The organism is Pseudomonas peli (assembly GCF_900099645.1).
GTDB lineage: Bacteria > Pseudomonadota > Gammaproteobacteria > Pseudomonadales > Pseudomonadaceae > Aquipseudomonas > Aquipseudomonas peli.
This window is the reverse complement of the sequence record NZ_FMTL01000003.1, coordinates 497,585-514,154: the sequence shown is the minus strand read 5'-3', so window position 1 is coordinate 514,154 and position 16,570 is coordinate 497,585. Positions and strand designations below refer to the sequence as shown.

The window sequence follows — 16,570 nt, the reverse complement described above, 5'->3', positions numbered from 1 at the left end:
CGGATTTTGCTGTACATCTTAGGTGTGGACCACGCCTCACCGGTCCACCGTGGGTGGCAGAGACGAATACCAAGGGTGGAAATAAACCGCGCTATCCACCCTACGCTCGCTCACCCAACTTATGCCGCGCCGCATACAGGCACACCAACTCCATCGCCACGGTGGCACCGGCCAGAGCGGTGACTTCAGCGTGATCGTAAGGCGGCGACACTTCCACCACATCCATGCCAACCAGATTGATCCCACGCAGGGCACGGAGAATTTCCAGCGCCTGATGGGTACTCAGGCCGCCGCACACCGGCGTGCCGGTGCCGGGGGCAAAGGCCGGGTCGAGGCAGTCGATATCAAAGGTCAGGTACACCGGGTTATCACCGACCCGCGCGCGGATCTGCGCGGCAATCTGCTCCGGCGTGCTGCGGTGCACCTGGCGTGCATCCAGCACCTGAAAGCCCATCACATCGTCATTGGTGGTACGCAGGCCGATCTGCACCGAACGCGATGGATCGACCAGCCCTTCGCGAGCGGCGTGATAGAACATGGTGCCGTGGCTGACGCCTTGCTCGCTGCCGTCGAGATCCGGCCAGGTGTCGCTGTGCGCATCGAAGTGCACCAATGACAGCGCGCCGTGTTTACGCGCATGAGCCTTGAGCAGCGGGTAGCTGATGAAGTGGTCGCCGCCCAGGGTGAGCATGGCGCAACCGGCCTGAACGATATGCTCGGCGTGCGCCTCGATGGCGGCCGGAATTTTGTGCGGCAGGGCGTGATCGAAATTGCAGTCGCCGTAGTCGATTACCGCCAGGTGGTCGAAGGGGTCGAACTCCCACGGATAATGCCGTTCCCAGGCGCTGGTGATCGACGCCGCGCGAATCGCCCGCGGGCCGAAGCGGGTGCCGGGGCGGTTGGTGGTGGCGGTGTCGAACGGCACGCCGCTGACCACCAGATCCACGCCTGCTAGGTCACGGCTATAACGCCGGCGCATAAAACTGGTGACGCCCGCATAGGTCGGCTCGGAGAAAGTGCCGTAGAGGCTGTCGCGGGTGAAGGCCAGGTCGTTACCGTTGAATGCTTCCATTGCCTTGTCCTCAATACTGACTGCGGAAAGTGGTCCAGATACGCGTGCGCTCACGCTGTTGGCGCAGCGGCATCAATTGCTCGGCAAACAGCCGCGCACGCACCGCTTCACCGGGGTAGATATCGGCATCGCCGCTGATCGCCGGGTCGACCAGCGCCGTGGCGGCCTGGTTGGCATTGGCGAAAAACACGTTGTTGGTCAGCTCGGCGATGGCCTCAGGGCGCAGCATGTAATCGATAAAGGCGTGGGCGGCCTTGGGGTGCGGCGCATCGGCCGGAATGGCCATGGTGTCGAACCACAGAAGCGTACCTTCACGCGGGATGCGGTACTGCACCTCGAACGGCTGCTTGGCCTCAGCGGCGTTGGCTGCGGCCATGTAGGCGTCGCCGTTGTAGGTCAGCGCCAGGCAAATTTCGCCCTTGGCCAGGTCATTGATATGCCGGCCGGCGCCGACGTAACGCAGGTTCGGTTGCAGTTGGGTGAGCAGCTGCACCACTGCATCGAGATCGGCGCGCTCGCTGCTGTAAGGGTCTTTGCCGAGGTAATTGAGGGCAATGCTGATCACTTCCTGCGGCGAGTCGATCACCGCGATGCCGCAATCCTTGAGCTTACTGGCGTACTCGGGCTTGAACAGCAGATCCAGGCTGTTCAGCGGCACGCCGGGCAAGCGCTGCTCCAACGCCTGGCGGTTAAAGCCCACACCAACCGTGCCCCAGGTGTACGGCAGGCCGAACTGGTTGCCGGGGTCGGCACTGGCGAGCTTGCTCAGCAGCGCCGGATCGAGGTTCTCCAGGTGCGGCAGTTGCGTGCGGTCCAGCGGTTGCACAGCTTTGGCCTGAATCGCCCGCGCCAGGCCGCTGGAGGCCGGGAAAACCACGTCATAACCGCTGCCGCCAGTCAGCAGTTTGCTGTCCAGGGCTTCGGCACTGTCGAAGATGTCGTATTTGACCGTGATCCCGGTTTCATCCTTAAAGCGCTGCAGGGCTTGCTCCGGCAGGTAGGCGGACCAGCTGTACAGGTTCAGGGCTTTCTCTTCGGCCTGAGCGGCGAAGGCGCAACACAGCAGCAGCGGAACAAGGGCCTGACGCATGGAAATGACCTCGGTAAAGGGATGAGCTGGGCACAGCTTGCCTGCCGGTTTGCTTAGCTTAAATATGAAGTGTTCTACTCTGGCATCGACATTTATCAATGTTAGGTGCCGTCATGCTCAGCCAGTTACGCGACCTCGACCTGCAGTTGCTGCGCCTGTTCGTCACCGTGGTGGAGTGCGGCGGTTTCAGTGCCGCCCAAGGCGAACTGGGGATTGGTCAATCGACCATCAGCACGCAGATGGCCAAGCTGGAAACCCGCTTAGGCTTTCGCCTCTGCGAGCGCGGCAAGGGCGGCTTTCGCCTGACGCCCAAGGGCGAACAGGTGCTCAGCGCCACGCGCAAACTGTTCAGCGCCATCGACACTTTCAAGGGTGAAGCCCAAGGCATGGCCGACAAGCTCTTGGGCGAGCTGCGCATCGGCCTGTCGGAAGGGCTGGCAGCCAGTGTGCTGGAGCAAGTGGCCGAGGCCATTGGCAACTTTCGCGGGCGTAACCAGGCGGTGCAGATCGAGCTGCTCACCGCCATGCCGGCCGAGCTGGAACGCCGCCTGCTGCAGGGCCAGCTACACGTGGCGATTGGCTATTTCTCTGGTAACCAGACCGCGCTCGATTATCAGCCGCTGTTTCGTGAGCGCCAGGTGCTGTTCTGCGCTGCCGGCCACACACTGTTCAATCGCCCGCAGATTCGCCTGGAAGACCTGCAGCAGGCTGATCGGGTCCAGCACCCTTATCGCTTTGTGCAGGTGCACGAACCGTTACAGAGCAGCACCAGCTCGGCGCAAACCGAGCAGGTTGATGGTGCCCTGGCGTTTATCCTCTCCGGGCGGCATATCGGCTACCTGCCCGAACATATTGCCGAGCCTTGGCAGGTCCGTGGGCGCCTGAGGGCAATCGAAGCTGACAGCCTCGGTTTTGATGTGCAGTTTCACCTGACCAGCCACCGCGGCCAGCACCCCGGCGATGCGCAGCGAGCGTTTGTCGAGGACCTGCTGCGGGCTTTCGGCGTCAGCCCACCCGCCTGCCCTTAATGCCTAGGCGCGTGCTCACGTGCAGACGCCTGTTGCAACTGCGTACTCAAGCGGTCAATCGCAGCAATCGTCTGGCTGATATCGTGGTGGATGCTCGGCACGCCGAGGCACGGCCAGGGCGATGCATCAGCCGATAGCGGCTCGGCCTCCAGTTGCAGCTGTGGGTCAAAGAGATCGTGGGTCAGGGGAAGCAGGTGCATGACAGGCTCCTTGCCGGACAACCCGGCGTGACGGTTGAGGTCAGGAGGCAGTAAACAAGTGGCCAATCGGCCGAGGGGCAGATCTAGTTGCTATGACCTCAGCATCGGCGACCGACGTGACAGGTTGATGACCGCGCGGAGCCTGCCGGTTCAGACTCCACCGTGAAGCCGTCGACGTCAACCCGCCAGCGGCCCGGTGGTCGTGTGCAACAGCGGCGGCATCGGGCAATCCAGCAGGTCAGCCACGGCACGCAGCAACTCGGCCTCGGCCACCTCGATGCGCCCGTCATGCTCGATGCAGCGCGCCATGGCCTTGAGCAGACGCGGCTTCTGCAAGGGCTGCAGCTGGTTGAGCCGTTTGAGCGCAGCCTCCAGGGCTTTCAGATCGCACTGCGTTGCCGGCAACAGGTTGAGCACGGTGTATGGCAATTCGCTCGCCGCCTTTGCCAACGCTGCTTGCGCCTGATCCGTCGGAACAGTGCCGGCATGGGCCAGAAACGACAGCAACACCTGCGCGTCATCCAACACTTCCAGCAGGTGGAAATGCCCACTGAGCCGCCGACTGGGAGCCAAGTTGCGCTCGACGATGCGCAGCAAGGTCCATTCCAGCAGCTCAACCTGGCCATCGGCACGAATCAGCCGCGCCATCACCGCACACAACCCAGCCGCCTGCTCGGCGCCCAGCTGCTTGAGCGCCGGCATGGCCAGGTCCAGCAGGGTCAGCCGCTGGTTGCCTGGCAGCTGCCGCAGCGGTTGTTCCAGCGCCTGCACATGCTCCATCAGCTCGGCGCTGAGCAGTGGCTTGAGCATCTGCAGTTGCTGGTCACGCAAGGGCGCCGTTGGCGCCAGCAGCAAACCATAAAGTAAGGCCTGGGCGCCGCTGCCGTGGTGCGCCGCCTGACGCAGCGCCGGGTGCAATTCATCCAGCACTTTATGCGCCTGCTGCAGGTGGGCCGCACGTGGCTCGCCAATGCTGGCGATGGCCGCCGTGGCCGAGGCGGCGCTAAAGCCGGTCAGGGCCTGATCCCAGCCCTGGGCCACAGCAGGTTGGTTTGCCGTGGCATTGGTAGGCAGCAGACTGAGGATCGAGACATCCGGGTAGCGCCCATCCCACTCCGGCGTGACGCGACGAATCCGCTCTTCCAGTGGCGGATGGGTCGCCAGCATGCCCTCCAGCGCCCTGCTGATACCGGCGGCGAAGTACATATGACTGAACTCGGCCGCATGCCCGGCGCGCAATTGCGAACCGTACTGGTTGCCCCCGATCTTCTGCAGCGCTCCGGCAATGCTCTGCGGATTGCGGGTGAACTGCACGGCCGAAGCATCGGCGAGAAACTCGCGCTGTCGACTTACGGCAGCCTTGATCAAGCTGCCGAAGAACGTCCCGGCATAGCCCAACAGCCACAAGGTAGCGCCGACCGCAATGATCGCTGCCGCCGAATTGTTACGGCTGGAACGCGAACTGCCACGGGAGCTGCTGCGCAGCAGAAACCCACCGATAAGCCCCAGCAGCAGAATGCCGTGCAGCACTGCGACCAAGCGTGTGTTGAGGCGCATATCGCCGTGGAAAATATGGCTGAACTCGTGGGCAATCACCCCCTGCAGCTCTTCACGCGAGAGCAGGCTGATTGCCCCGCGGGTAATCCCGATCACCGCATCCTGCGGCGTCAAGCCGGCGGCAAAGGCATTGATCCCCACATCATCCAGCACATACACCGGCGGCACCGGGGTGCCCGAGGCCAGAGCCATCTCCTCTACCACATTAAGCAGGCGCTGTTCTTCCAGGCTCTGCGGCGCGAGGTTGATCAAACGCCCACCCAGCCGTTCGGCCACCGCCTGACCGCCACGGCTGAGCTGCAAGCTCTTGTAGAGGCTGCCCAGCAGCACCACACCGATTACGGCCAGGGCGACCATCGCCACCTGCGGCCCGCTGGGCAGTAACGTGCGCGGACCATCCAGCATGCCCAGAGACTGTGGGTCAGGACCGAATACCTGCCAGACCACACCCAACGCCAAGCTGGTCAGGCCGATCAGACTGAGTACTGCCAGTATCATCAGGACCAGCAAACGCCCGCTGTTACGTCGGGCGCGATCCTGTTGCTCGAAGAAGTTCATCCCTGGGGATCCTTAGAACGACACCTTCGGCGCTTCCTGAATCGCCGCACTGTCGGCGAACTCCAACAGGCTGGCGTCCTGGGCGTGGCCAAAGCTGGCGGCCAGCAGCACCGGTGGGAATGCCTGCTTGTAGGTGTTGTAAGCCATTACCGCATCGTTGAACGCCTGGCGGGCAAAGGCCACCTTGTTCTCGGTGCTGCTCAACTCTTCACTGAGCTGCTGCATATTCGCCGAGGCCTTGAGATCCGGGTAAGCCTCAAGCGTCACGTTCAAGCGACCCAAGGCACTGTTGAGCAGCCCTTCCGCGCCGCCCAGCTGCGCCATGCTCTGCGCATTGCCCGGCTGCGCGGATGCGGCCTTGAGCCCGGTCACGGCGTTGTTGCGCGCGGCAATCACCGCCTCCAGCGTCTCGCGCTCATGCGCCATATAACCCTTGGCGGTTTCCACCAGATTGGGGATCAGGTCATAACGGCGTTTGAGCTGCACCTCGATCTGCGCAAAGGCGTTCTGGAAGCGATTACGCAGGGTCACCAACTGGTTGTAGATGCCAATCACGTAAAAAATCAGTGCCGCGAGAACCGCCAGGAAAATCAGCGTGGAAATGGACATGGGGAAATCCTTATCAGCATGCGAAAGAACGCAGATGGTAGCGGAAAAGCGGTGAAGCGACTGCTCACCGCTGCACGCGGGTCGCACACCCAGGGCAGGCACGCGACCAATCCAAGTGATGCCTTGTCATATCGCCCGGTTATGAGGCAGAAAACCCTTGGCAAAGTAGACCGACCGGTCTATATATTTAGCCTATGAAAAAGATCTCGACCCGCGACAAGCTCATTCACGCCATGGCCGACGCCTTGCAACGCAAGGGGCTGCATGGCGTTGGTCTGAATGAGCTTTTGGACATTGCCGGCGCGCCCAAGGGCAGCCTCTATCACCACTTCCCCGGCGGTAAAAGCGAGCTGGCAGTGGCCGCAATTGACCACATCAGCCGCACTATCGACAGCCTGTTTGCCCAACTTTTCAGCCAACGAAGCGACCCACTCAAGGCCATGCACCACTGGTTGCAAGGTGCACTGCAGCAGCTGGAGAACAGCCAGTTTGAGCGTGGCTGCCCGCTGGCCACCATCGCGCTGGAAAGCGGCCCGGAGGATGTAGAAATCCGCGCCGCTCTGCAGCGCAGCTTCACCGCTGTGCGCCAGGCACTGAGCCAGCAACTGCACGCCTACGGTTACCCCAGCGAACAGGCCGACAACCTCGCCGCGCTGTTTGTCGCGCTGTATGAAGGCGGGCTGCTGCAAGCCCGCGTGGCCGGCAGCAGCGAGCCGCTCAAGCGCGCCGCCACTGCCCTGTTCAACCTGACCCACGAACAGCTTCCGGGAGGAGTCCGCCCATGAATACCCCAGCCATTCTTAGCGAGACCGTGCAGTTGCCAGCACTCGACGGTTACCCGCTGACCGCCACGCTGTATCACGCCCCGGAACCGGTCGCGCAGCTGGTGATTGCCGGCGCCACCGGCGTGCCCCAGGGTTTCTACCGACGTTTTGCCGAATATGCCGCGCAGCGCGGTTACAGCACCCTGACCCTCGATTATCGCGGCATCGGTCAATCGAAACCGGCCAGCCTGCGCGGCTTTGCTATGGATTACCTGGATTGGGCGCACCTCGATCTGGCGGCCGCTGTCGACCAACACCGCCACCCACAACGACCGCTGTATATGGTCGGTCACTCCTTTGGCGGACATGCCTTTGGCCTGCTGCCGAACCATGATCAGGTCCAGGGGTTCTACACCTTCGGCACCGGTGCTGGCTGGCACGGCTGGATGCCCAAGACCGAGCAGCTGCGCGTGCTGACTATGTGGCGCCTGATTGGCCCATTGATGACCCGTTACAAAGGCTACCTGGCCTGGAGCACCCTGGGCATGGGCGAGGATTTGCCGCTGGGGGTCTACACCCAGTGGAAGCGCTGGTGCCGCTACCCGCGCTACTTCTTCGAGGACCCGCAGATGCCGGGCCTGGCCGAACGCTTTGCCAAGGTCAGCACGCCGATCATTGCCGCCAATGCCCTGGATGACCTGTGGGCCCCGCCCGCCTCGCGCGATGCCTTTATGGCGGCTTACAGCGCCGCGCCCTATCAAGCGCGCACCATCGATTCAGCCGCCAGCATCGGCGCCATTGGCCATATGGGCTACTTCCGTCCTGCGGCGCAGGCGTTGTGGGATGAAACACTGAACTGGTTCGCCGCGTTGCAGGCGCAGCGCCAAGCCGCCTGACGAGCCCACAACACAGAAGGTATCGCTGATGAGCATGGTTCCCGAGGGCTTTACCCGATTGTTTCGCAGCAGCCCCTTTCTCGATTTGCTGGGGCCCATATACAACCAGCGCACCGATAAGGGCCTGGTGATTGGCTTATGGGCCGAAGAGAAACACTGCAACGCCCGCGGTCTGGTGCATGGCGGCGTGCTCAGCAGCCTGGCCGACGTAGCACTGGGCTATAACAGCGCCTTCGCCGAGGAACCGCCCACGCCAATCGTCACCAGCAGCCTGACCATCGACTACGCCGGCATCGCCAAACGCGGCGACTGGATAACCCTGGAAACCGATGTGCAAAAGGTCGGCAAAAGCCTGGCGTTTGCCAATTGCTACGTTGTGGTTGAGTCAGTGCGGATTGCCCGTGCCAGCGCGGTATTCAGCGTGGTCACACAGTAGGTTCGGTAGGTCGAGAAGGGTTCTGCGGTTTGGCGAACGCCATAAAAAAGAAAACCCCGCATTGCGGGGTCTTTGCAGACTGTTTGCTGACATCCTTGATCTGCTTGCCGTCCTGGCAGCTGTCCCACGTATCCTTGTTGCTAAAGTGCGCTTCCTGCGCGACGTCCACGGGGAGCAGATTAGCCAGTGCGAGGAACTCGGCATAGTGGCGATCTACAGCACGCCGTGTAAGCCATAGCCTACACAACCGCTTCTTGAGTAAAACCGAGCAAACGCTCGGCTTTATTTTGTGACGCAGGTCTTGTTAGACTCGATCTTGTCTTACAAAAACAACAGACCCCGTCAACGGCGGTCACTGGGGCCACACATGCGCTCATTGCTTTTCGCCATCGGCTGCCTGACAGCCACCCTCAGCTCACTGGCATCCGCCAACGGGCAAAACCAGCTTTCTGATCCCAAGGCCGCGACGCAGTTATTCTGGAGTCAGCTGTATGGCCAGGGTGGCAGCACACTGTATTGCGGCAAAGCCTTCACGGAAGAAAGCGGCCAACTCAAAGCCAGCCCGATATACAGCAGCAAACAGCTGAAAAGCTCGCTGCGCTGCATCACCGACCGTCAGTGCGGGATCATGAATCCGCGTTACGTCTTCATGGCTTCGGACCTGCACAACCTCTACCCAGCACTCACCCGCGTGGAACTGGTTCGGCGCAATGCGCAGTTCGGTGAGCTAGATGACAGCGTGCCGAGCAAGTTCGACGACATCGGCTGCGACATGAAAACCAGCTTCCAGCTAGTGGAGCCGCGCGATGAAGCCAAGGGCAATGTGGCCCGGGCGATTTTCTATATGCACGTGGAATATGCCCTACCGATTGTTGGTCAGGTGCAGGTGTACAAGAAGTGGCACCAGATGGACCCACCCGATGCCGAGGAAAAAGCGCGCAACGACAAGATTGCCAGCCTGCAAGGCACGCGTAACCGCTTTATCGACAATCCGGAACTGGTTGAGCAGTTGATCAATAACTGAGAGCCCCGCACACAGCCGCTGAGCACTGATCCCAGGCACAAAAAAACCGGCACTTAGGCCGGTTTTTTTGTCATACCGAACGCCTTAGAACTGCGCAGCATCCAGCAGGTACAGCGACTCGCTACCGGCTTTGACCGAAGCGGTCAGCGAGTGGATACGCGGCAACAAGCGGGCGAAGAAGAAGCGCGCGGTACCTAGCTTGCTCACGTAGAACTCGTCCTGATCCTGCTTGGCCAGCGCGGTACGGGCCATCAACGCCCACATGTAGGCGTAGGCGGTATAACCGAACACTTGCAGGTACTCGACCGAGGCGGCGCCGACTTCATTCGGGTTGGCCTTGGCGCGCTCCAGCAGGTCGCTGGTCATCAGTTCCAGGTTGGCGATGGCGTCTTTCAGCGGGTTGACGAACTCGGCCAGCGAGGCGTCGGCGCTGTCGGTGAAGGCTTTGATCTCTTCAGCGAAGTGCTTGTAGAACGCACCGCCGCTGCCGACCACTTTACGGCCAACCAGGTCGAGCGCCTGAATGCCGTTGGTGCCTTCGTAGATCTGAGTGATGCGGCAGTCGCGGATCAGCTGCTCTTGGCCCCACTCGCGGATAAAGCCGTGACCGCCAAAGATCTGCTGGCCGTGCACGGTGGTTTCCAGCGCCATGTCGGTGAGGAAGGCTTTGGCCACGGGCGTCAGCAGGGCGACCAGTTCTTCGGCGCGCTTGCGGGTGGTGGCGTCTTCGCTGTACTTGGCGGTGTCCAATTGCATAGCCACATAGCTGGAGAAGGCACGGCCGCCTTCGTTCAGGGCTTTCATGGTCAGCAGCATGCGGCGCACGTCGGGATGCACGATGATCGGATCAGCGGCTTTGTCTTTAGCCACCGGGCCGGTCGGCGCACGGCTCTGGATACGGTCGCGGGCGTATTCCACAGCATTCTGGTAGCTGCGCTCACCCAGGGAAAGGCCCTGAATGCCGACGCCCAGACGCTCGTAGTTCATCATGGTGAACATCGCTGCGAGGCCTTTGTTCGGCGCATCGACGATCCAGCCGGTGGCGCCGTCGAAGTTCATCACGCAGGTGGCCGAGGCCTTGATGCCCATCTTGTGTTCGATCGAGCCGCAGGACAGGGCGTTTTTCTCACCCAGCGAACCGTCGTCATTGACCATGACTTTCGGCACCAGGAACAGCGAGATGCCTTTCGGGCCAGCCGGTGCGTCCGGCAGCTTGGCCAACACCAGGTGGATGATGTTTTCGGTCAGGTCGTGCTCACCGCCGGTGATGAAAATTTTGGTGCCGCTGATCTTGAAGCTGCCGTCAGCTTGCGGCTCGGCCTTGGTGCGAATGATGCCCAGGTCAGTGCCGGCGTGCGGCTCGGTCAGGCACATGGAGCCCGCCCAAACGCCGGAGTACATGTTCGGCAGGTATTTTTCTTTCAGCTCTTCGCTGGCGTGGGCGTTGATCGACAGGCAAGCACCGGCGGTCAGCATCGGGTACAGGCCGAAGGACAGGTTGGCCGAGTTGACCATTTCCTCGACCTGGGCCGAAATCACCTTGGGCATGCCCATGCCGCCGAATACCGGGTCACCACCAACACCAACCCAGCCGCCATCGGCATAAGTCTGGTAAGCCTCAGGGAAGCCGGCTGGGGTTTTCACCGCACCATCGGCCCAGGAGCAACCTTCTTCGTCACCGCTGCGGTTCAACGGAGCAATGACGCCGCCGGTGACCTTGCCCGCTTCTTCGAGAATGGCCGCAGCCGTGTCTTCATCAACCACTTCAGCCAGGGCCGGCAACTGGGCCCACAGCTTGGAAACTTCAAACACTTCATTGAGCACGAAGCGCATATCGCGCAGGGGAGCTTTGTAGTCGGCCATGGGGTAAATCCTCGAGCGAAGCAACAGGTATACAGATGTGCAGAAAGTCTAACCGAACAACTTTTTAGACACATAGCGTCGCGTACAGACCGAACAGTCACAACCCATTCAGTCGGCCACACACAGTAAAAACCCGCCAAGTGGCGGGCCTTTACCTACACGTACCGTCCGTCAGAGCGCGAAATGCTCGGCGGGCAAACGCATCAAGCATTCACTGCCGGCTTCGGCACCGGCCAGGTGAGTCGCGGTACGCGGCAACAAGCGCTTGAAGTAAAACTCGCAGGTGGCCAACTTGGCCTGATAGAACGCAGCATCACTCGCGCCCGCCGCCAACTGCTGCTCGGCGACCAGCGCCATGCGCAACCAGAAGTAGGCCAGGATGACGTAGCCGGAGTACATCAGGTAGTCCATCGACGCCGCCCCGACTTCGTCCGGGTTCTTCATGGCCGCCATGCCAATTTTCTGAGTCAGTGTGCCCCACTGCTGATTCAGCGTGGCCAGCTGAGCGACATAGCCCTTGAGCTGCGGATGCTCGGCCTGCACTTCGCAGAATTTATGCACGATTTTGGTAAACCCGCGCAGCAACTTACCCTGGCTACTCAGCACCTTGCGCCCCAACAGGTCGAGCGCCTGGATACCGTTAGTGCCTTCGTAGATCAGGGCAATGCGGCAGTCGCGAACCAGCTGCTCCATGCCCCACTCGCGGATAAACCCGTGGCCACCGAATACCTGCATGCCATGGTTGGTCACCTCCAGGCCGGTTTCGGTCATAAAGGCTTTGCAGATCGGAGTCAGGAAGGCCAGCAGGTTCTCGGCTTCCTCACGCTGTTCGGCACTGGTACCGCTGTGGGCTTGATCGATCAGCTGTGCGGTGAAATAGGCCAGCGCACGGTTGCCTTCGTTGAACGCCTTCATGGTCAGCAGCATGCGCCGCACATCAGGGTGCACGATGATCGGGTCGGCGGCCTTATCCGGGGCTTTCGGCCCGGTCAGCGCACGCATCTGCAGGCGATCAGTCGCGTACTTGATCGCGCCCTGGAAGCTGGTTTCACCCAGACACAGCCCCTGCATACCGGTGCCAAGGCGCGCATGGTTCATCATGGTGAACATGCAGTTAAGGCCTTTGTTGGCCTCGCCAATCAGGTAACCGGTGGCGCTGTCGAAGTTCATCACGCAGGTGGCAGACGCCTTGATGCCCATCTTGTGTTCGATCGAGCCGCAGCTGACGCCATTGCGCGCCCCGGCCTGACCTTCAGCATCGGGCAGGAACTTGGGCACGATAAACAGCGAGATGCCTTTGGTGCCCGCCGGCGCGTCAGGCAGCTTGGCCAAGACCAGGTGCACGATGTTTTCACTCATATCGTGCTCGCCAGCCGAGATAAATATCTTGCTGCCGGTCACCGCATAGCTGCCATCGGCCTGAGGCACGGCGCGGGTTTTAATCAGCCCCAGGTCGGTGCCGCAGTGGGCTTCAGTCAGGCACATGGTGCCAGTCCAACGGCCTTCGGTGAGTTTGCTCAGGTAAGTCTGTTTCTGTGCTTCAGTGCCATGGGCGTGAATGGCCGACATCGCGCCGTGGGTCAGGCCCGGGTACATGCCCCAGGACAGGTTACTGGAACCCACCATCTCACTGATGATTAACCCCAATGAAGACGGTAACCCTTGGCCACCATAGGCCGTATCAGCGGAGAGTCCATTCCAGCCGCCCTCCACATACTGAGCAAAGGCTTCCTTGAAACCCGCAGGCGTGGTCACCACGCCATTGTTAATCTGGCACTCTTCTTCATCGCCTGAGCGATTCAATGGCGCCAGCACCTGCTCACAGAATTTGGCGCCCTCGGCCAGAATGGCGCTGACCATGTCCGGGGTGGCATCGCTGGCACCCATCACGGCATAGCTCGCGTGAAAATCGAAAACTTCGTCGATCAGAAACTGCATATCGCGCTGGGGGGCTTTGTACTCGGGCATGCTGGGTTCTCCGTCAGCTAGAGCGTGGGTTAGCGCACTACGCTACGGCTCATGCGGCGCGCCAACAATCACCGTGCAAATGCTGAATACACTGCCATTAGCCGGCGCGTTTAACCCCGCACGTTAACCAGCTTGACCGCACCGCGACGCTGGCCGTAACTGCGTACACAGTTACGGCCGGCGCCCTTGGCGTTATACAACGCCTGGTCAGCGGCCTTGAGCACCTCATCCGGATTACGCTGTTCCACCCCGCGTTCGGCCACGCCCATGCTGACCGTCACCGACACCTGATTGGCAGCACTGCCAGCCCGCCGCGCCCGACCTTGCTTGTCGTCCCGCGGGCGCTGCTGTTTGTCGCGCAACTGAATGCGGTAGGTCTCAATGGCCTGGCGCACCACTTCAAGGTGGGGCAGGCACTCTTCAAGCGTTTTGCCAGGGAACACCAGGGTGAATTCCTCGCCGCCATAGCGGTAGGCCTTGCCCCCGCCACCGATCTTGCGCAGCTGAGCGGCGACCAGGCGCAGGACCTGATCACCGACATCGTGACCATGGGTGTCGTTGAATTTCTTGAAGTGATCGACGTCGGCCATGGCGATCACATAACTGCGGCCCAAGCGCTGCAAGCGCTCATTCAGTGCACGTCGTCCCGGCAGGCCCGTAAGCTCGTCACGGAAGGCCATCTGATAGGCCTCGTGAGCCAAGGCTGCCACCAATATCAGCATGACCTGACTGCTCATCACATTCAGCGCATTGGGCTGGATAAAGGTGTTCGGCAACATCCATAGCACGCCGCACAAGCCAAGCAGCTGGGCCGCATGCAACGGCCTTGGCGCCCGCAGGTACTGCACTGCCAGGAGGATCAGGCCGAGGATAAACACCGGATAAGCCAGCTGCACCAGCGTCAACCACTCAACCTGCAACGCCGGCCAGCGCACACGCGATAACCAATGCAGCAGCGCATCGGGAAAGCGCTGCGCCAGGCCCACCGCCACCGCACCGACTGCCAGCAGAACCGCTGCACGGGCAATCAGGTCCTGCAGCAGATGGGTACGTTCCAGCCAGGCCGCGTAGAGGCTGTAGAGCAGCGGCAACAACAGGCTGCACAGATGGAAGATCAGCGCCGCATCACTGCGCACCTGCCCTGTGGCACGAAAATGATCAACCTGGGTATCCAGCAGGAAGTAAGCGAGGTACAGCGTCAGCAGCAGAAACACTTCGCGTTGGCGGCCATACACCAGGCAAAAGGCGCCGCCGAGTAACAGCAGGAGGGTGGGCAGCACGTTGAACAGCGAGGTGAAGAACTCGCTCAGCACAGCCAACCGCGCCAACAGCACACCGCCAAGCAGCAGCAGCAGCGACGGCAGAAAATGACTGAAGCGCACAGCAGCAAGACGCGACAAGACAGGCTCCACACCACGATAAAAGTGGATAACGTCGCGCAGTTTGCCTGTAACGCGCGCGTTGCGCATGGAACCTAACGACAAATCGACAAGCGAGCTGGCGCGTTTTATTTGCCCCATAAAAAAACCGCCGCCCAAGGGCAGCGGTTTCTTTGACCTAATCGGACGAAGGCTTAGTAGCCCAGGGCGAAGTTCTCTTCAGCCATGTCCATCAGGTTGTTGGCGCCAGACAGCATCGCCTCTACGTGCATACGGGTACGCGGCAGAATACGGGCGAAGTAGAAGTTGGCGGTCTGCAGCTTGGCTTTGTAGAACGCCTCGTCTTCAGCACCGGCAGCAATCTTCTCAGCAGCCAGGCGAGCCATGTCGGCCCAGAAGTAAGCCAGGCAGGCATAACCGGAGTACATCAGGTAATCCACCGAAGCGGCACCGACTTCTTCACGGTCTTTCATAGCGGCCATGCCCACTTTCATGGTGATGTCGCCCCACTCTTTGTTCAGCTTGGCCAACGGCTCAACCAAGCCTTTGATGGCGTCGTTAGCTTCGTTGGTCTGGCAGAACTTGTGCACGATCTTGGTGAAGTTCTTCAGCGCGCCGCCTTGAGTCATCAGAATCTTACGACCCAGCAGGTCGAGTGCCTGAATACCAGTGGTGCCTTCGTACATCATCGAGATACGGCAGTCGCGAACGTTCTGCTCCATGCCCCACTCGGCGATAAAGCCGTGGCCACCGTAGATCTGCATGCCGTGGTTGGCGGCTTCGAAGCCGACTTCAGTCATGAAGGCTTTGGCGATTGGCGTCAGGAAGGCCAGCAGTTCGTCTGCGGCTTTCTTCTCGGCTTCGTCTTTGCTGTATTTGACGATGTCCACTTGCTTGGCAGTGAAGTACACCATCGCACGGTTGCCTTCAGCGAAGGCTTTCATGGTCAGCAGCATGCGACGTACGTCCGGGTGGACGATGATCGGGTCAGCGGCTTTGTCCGGCGCTTTCGGGCCAGTCAACGAACGCATCTGCAGACGCTCGCGAGCGTACTTCAGACCACCCTGGAAACCGATTTCAGCGTGAGCCAGACCTTGCAGAGCAGTACCCAGACGAGCCGTGTTCATAAAGGTGAACATGCAGTTCAGGCCTTTGTTGGCTGGGCCGATCAGGAAACCGGTGGCGCCGTCAAAGTTCATCACGCAGGTAGCGTTACCGTGGATGCCCATCTTGTGCTCGATCGAGCCACAGGAAACGGCATTCCGTGCGCCAACAGAGCCGTCAGCGTTGACCGAGAACTTCGGCACGATGAACAGCGAAATACCTTTGGTGCCTTGCGGCGCATCGGGCAGGCGGGCCAGAACGATGTGGACGATGTTATCGGCCATGTCGTGTTCGCCAGCGGAGATGAAGATCTTGGTGCCGGACACTTTGTAGGTGCCGTCAGCTTGCGGCTCAGCCTTGGTGCGCAGCATGCCCAAGTCGGTGCCGCAATGTGGCTCGGTCAGGCACATGGTGCCAGTCCACTCGCCGGAAACCAGCTTGGTCAGGTAGGTGTGCTTCTGATCATCGGTGCCGTGTTCGGCAATGGTGTTCATCGCACCGTGCGACAGGCCTGGGTACATGCCCCACGACCAGTTGGACGAACCCACCATTTCGCTCAGCACCAGACCCAGCGACTCAGGCAGGCCTTGGCCGCCATGGTCAGCGTCGTGCGCCAGGCTCGGCCAGCCGCCTTCAACATACTGCTGATAGGCTTCTTTAAAGCCGGTAGGGGTTTTCACGCCTTCCGGGGACCAGGTGCAACCTTCGGTGTCACCTACACGATTCAGTGGCGACAGCACTTGCTCACAGAACTTGGCGCCTTCTTCAAGGATGGCGTCAACCATGTCCGGAGTAGCGTCCTGGCAGCCAGGCAGGCTCTGATAATGCGCTTCGTAACCGAGCAGTTCGTCGCGTACGAAACGGATATCACGCAAGGGGGCCTTGTAATCAGGCATAGCGGTTAACCTCTGCGGTGGATTCTTAGTGTGTAGGTGACCGGGTATTCGGTCGGTTTCGGGAGCAATCCCGGCGCTCGCCTGCCCCTTGGCAATCGAGCTAATCAAACAATCGTTTGAAACATA

At 60.8% G+C, this 16,570-nt stretch carries 14 protein-coding genes; 5 read left to right on the top strand and 9 right to left on the bottom strand.

Features of this window, described 5'->3' with window-relative positions; all coding sequences use genetic code 11:
• Positions 1-100: 100 nt before the first annotated feature.
• Complete coding sequence (gene speB / locus BLO50_RS17025) at positions 101-1,072, bottom strand: agmatinase (protein ID WP_090255105.1); 972 nt, start codon at positions 1,070-1,072, stop codon at positions 101-103.
• A gap of 10 nt (positions 1,073-1,082) precedes the next feature.
• Complete coding sequence (locus BLO50_RS17020; protein WP_090255103.1) at positions 1,083-2,162, bottom strand: polyamine ABC transporter substrate-binding protein; 1,080 nt, start codon at positions 2,160-2,162, stop codon at positions 1,083-1,085.
• Positions 2,163-2,275: 113 nt separating this feature from the next.
• On the opposite strand from BLO50_RS17020, the gene BLO50_RS17015 reads away from it, so the two are divergent.
• Positions 2,276-3,190, top strand: a complete 915-nt coding sequence (locus BLO50_RS17015; protein ID WP_090255101.1) for a LysR family transcriptional regulator — start codon at positions 2,276-2,278, stop codon at positions 3,188-3,190.
• Here the strand turns inward: BLO50_RS17015 and BLO50_RS17010 are convergent.
• From BLO50_RS17010 to BLO50_RS17000, 3 genes are all read right to left on the bottom strand, one after another.
• Entirely contained in the window at positions 3,187-3,390 is a 204-nt protein-coding gene (locus tag BLO50_RS17010; RefSeq protein ID WP_090255100.1) for a hypothetical protein, read from the bottom strand. The genes BLO50_RS17015 and BLO50_RS17010 overlap by 4 nt on opposite strands.
• A gap of 177 nt (positions 3,391-3,567) precedes the next feature.
• Positions 3,568-5,505, bottom strand: a complete 1,938-nt coding sequence (locus tag BLO50_RS17005; protein WP_090255098.1) for a M48 family metallopeptidase — start codon at positions 5,503-5,505, stop codon at positions 3,568-3,570.
• A 12-nt stretch (positions 5,506-5,517) separates the two neighbouring features.
• Positions 5,518-6,114, bottom strand: coding sequence for a LemA family protein (locus BLO50_RS17000; protein ID WP_090255095.1), 597 nt, complete (start codon positions 6,112-6,114; stop codon positions 5,518-5,520).
• 194 nt (positions 6,115-6,308) lie between these two features.
• On the opposite strand from BLO50_RS17000, the gene BLO50_RS16995 reads away from it, so the two are divergent.
• The 4 genes from BLO50_RS16995 to BLO50_RS16975 all read left to right on the top strand — a co-directional run bounded on the left by BLO50_RS16995 (position 6,309) and on the right by BLO50_RS16975 (position 9,234).
• A complete protein-coding gene (locus BLO50_RS16995; RefSeq protein ID WP_090255093.1) occupies positions 6,309-6,899 on the top strand; it encodes a TetR/AcrR family transcriptional regulator in 591 nt (196 codons plus the stop codon).
• Positions 6,896-7,774, top strand: a complete 879-nt coding sequence (locus tag BLO50_RS16990) for an alpha/beta hydrolase family protein (RefSeq protein WP_090255091.1) — start codon at positions 6,896-6,898, stop codon at positions 7,772-7,774. The genes BLO50_RS16995 and BLO50_RS16990 overlap by 4 nt, the downstream gene beginning before the upstream one ends.
• 28 nt (positions 7,775-7,802) lie before the next feature.
• Positions 7,803-8,210: a PaaI family thioesterase gene (locus tag BLO50_RS16985; protein ID WP_090255088.1), complete on the top strand. Its 408-nt coding sequence runs from the start codon at positions 7,803-7,805 to the stop codon at positions 8,208-8,210.
• A 367-nt stretch (positions 8,211-8,577) separates the two neighbouring features.
• Positions 8,578-9,234 carry an endonuclease I family protein gene (locus tag BLO50_RS16975; RefSeq protein WP_090255085.1) on the top strand — a complete coding sequence of 219 codons (657 nt, stop codon included), beginning with the start codon at positions 8,578-8,580 and terminating at the stop codon, positions 9,232-9,234.
• A gap of 84 nt (positions 9,235-9,318) precedes the next feature.
• Here the strand turns inward: BLO50_RS16975 and BLO50_RS16970 are convergent, their stop codons facing one another.
• From BLO50_RS16970 to BLO50_RS16955, 4 genes are all read right to left on the bottom strand, one after another.
• Positions 9,319-11,097 carry an acyl-CoA dehydrogenase C-terminal domain-containing protein gene (locus BLO50_RS16970; protein WP_090255083.1) on the bottom strand — a complete coding sequence of 593 codons (1,779 nt, stop codon included), beginning with the start codon at positions 11,095-11,097 and terminating at the stop codon, positions 9,319-9,321.
• A 171-nt stretch (positions 11,098-11,268) separates the two neighbouring features.
• Positions 11,269-13,065 (bottom strand): acyl-CoA dehydrogenase C-terminal domain-containing protein, encoded by a 1,797-nt coding sequence (locus tag BLO50_RS16965; RefSeq protein WP_090255081.1) that lies wholly within the window; start codon positions 13,063-13,065, stop codon positions 11,269-11,271.
• Positions 13,066-13,175: 110 nt separating this feature from the next.
• Positions 13,176-14,465: a GGDEF domain-containing protein gene (locus BLO50_RS16960; RefSeq protein WP_090255186.1), complete on the bottom strand. Its 1,290-nt coding sequence runs from the start codon at positions 14,463-14,465 to the stop codon at positions 13,176-13,178.
• Between the two features lie 173 nt (positions 14,466-14,638).
• Positions 14,639-16,444 carry a phenylacyl-CoA dehydrogenase gene (locus tag BLO50_RS16955; RefSeq protein WP_090255079.1) on the bottom strand — a complete coding sequence of 602 codons (1,806 nt, stop codon included), beginning with the start codon at positions 16,442-16,444 and terminating at the stop codon, positions 14,639-14,641.
• Between the last annotated feature and the right edge of the window lie 126 nt (positions 16,445-16,570).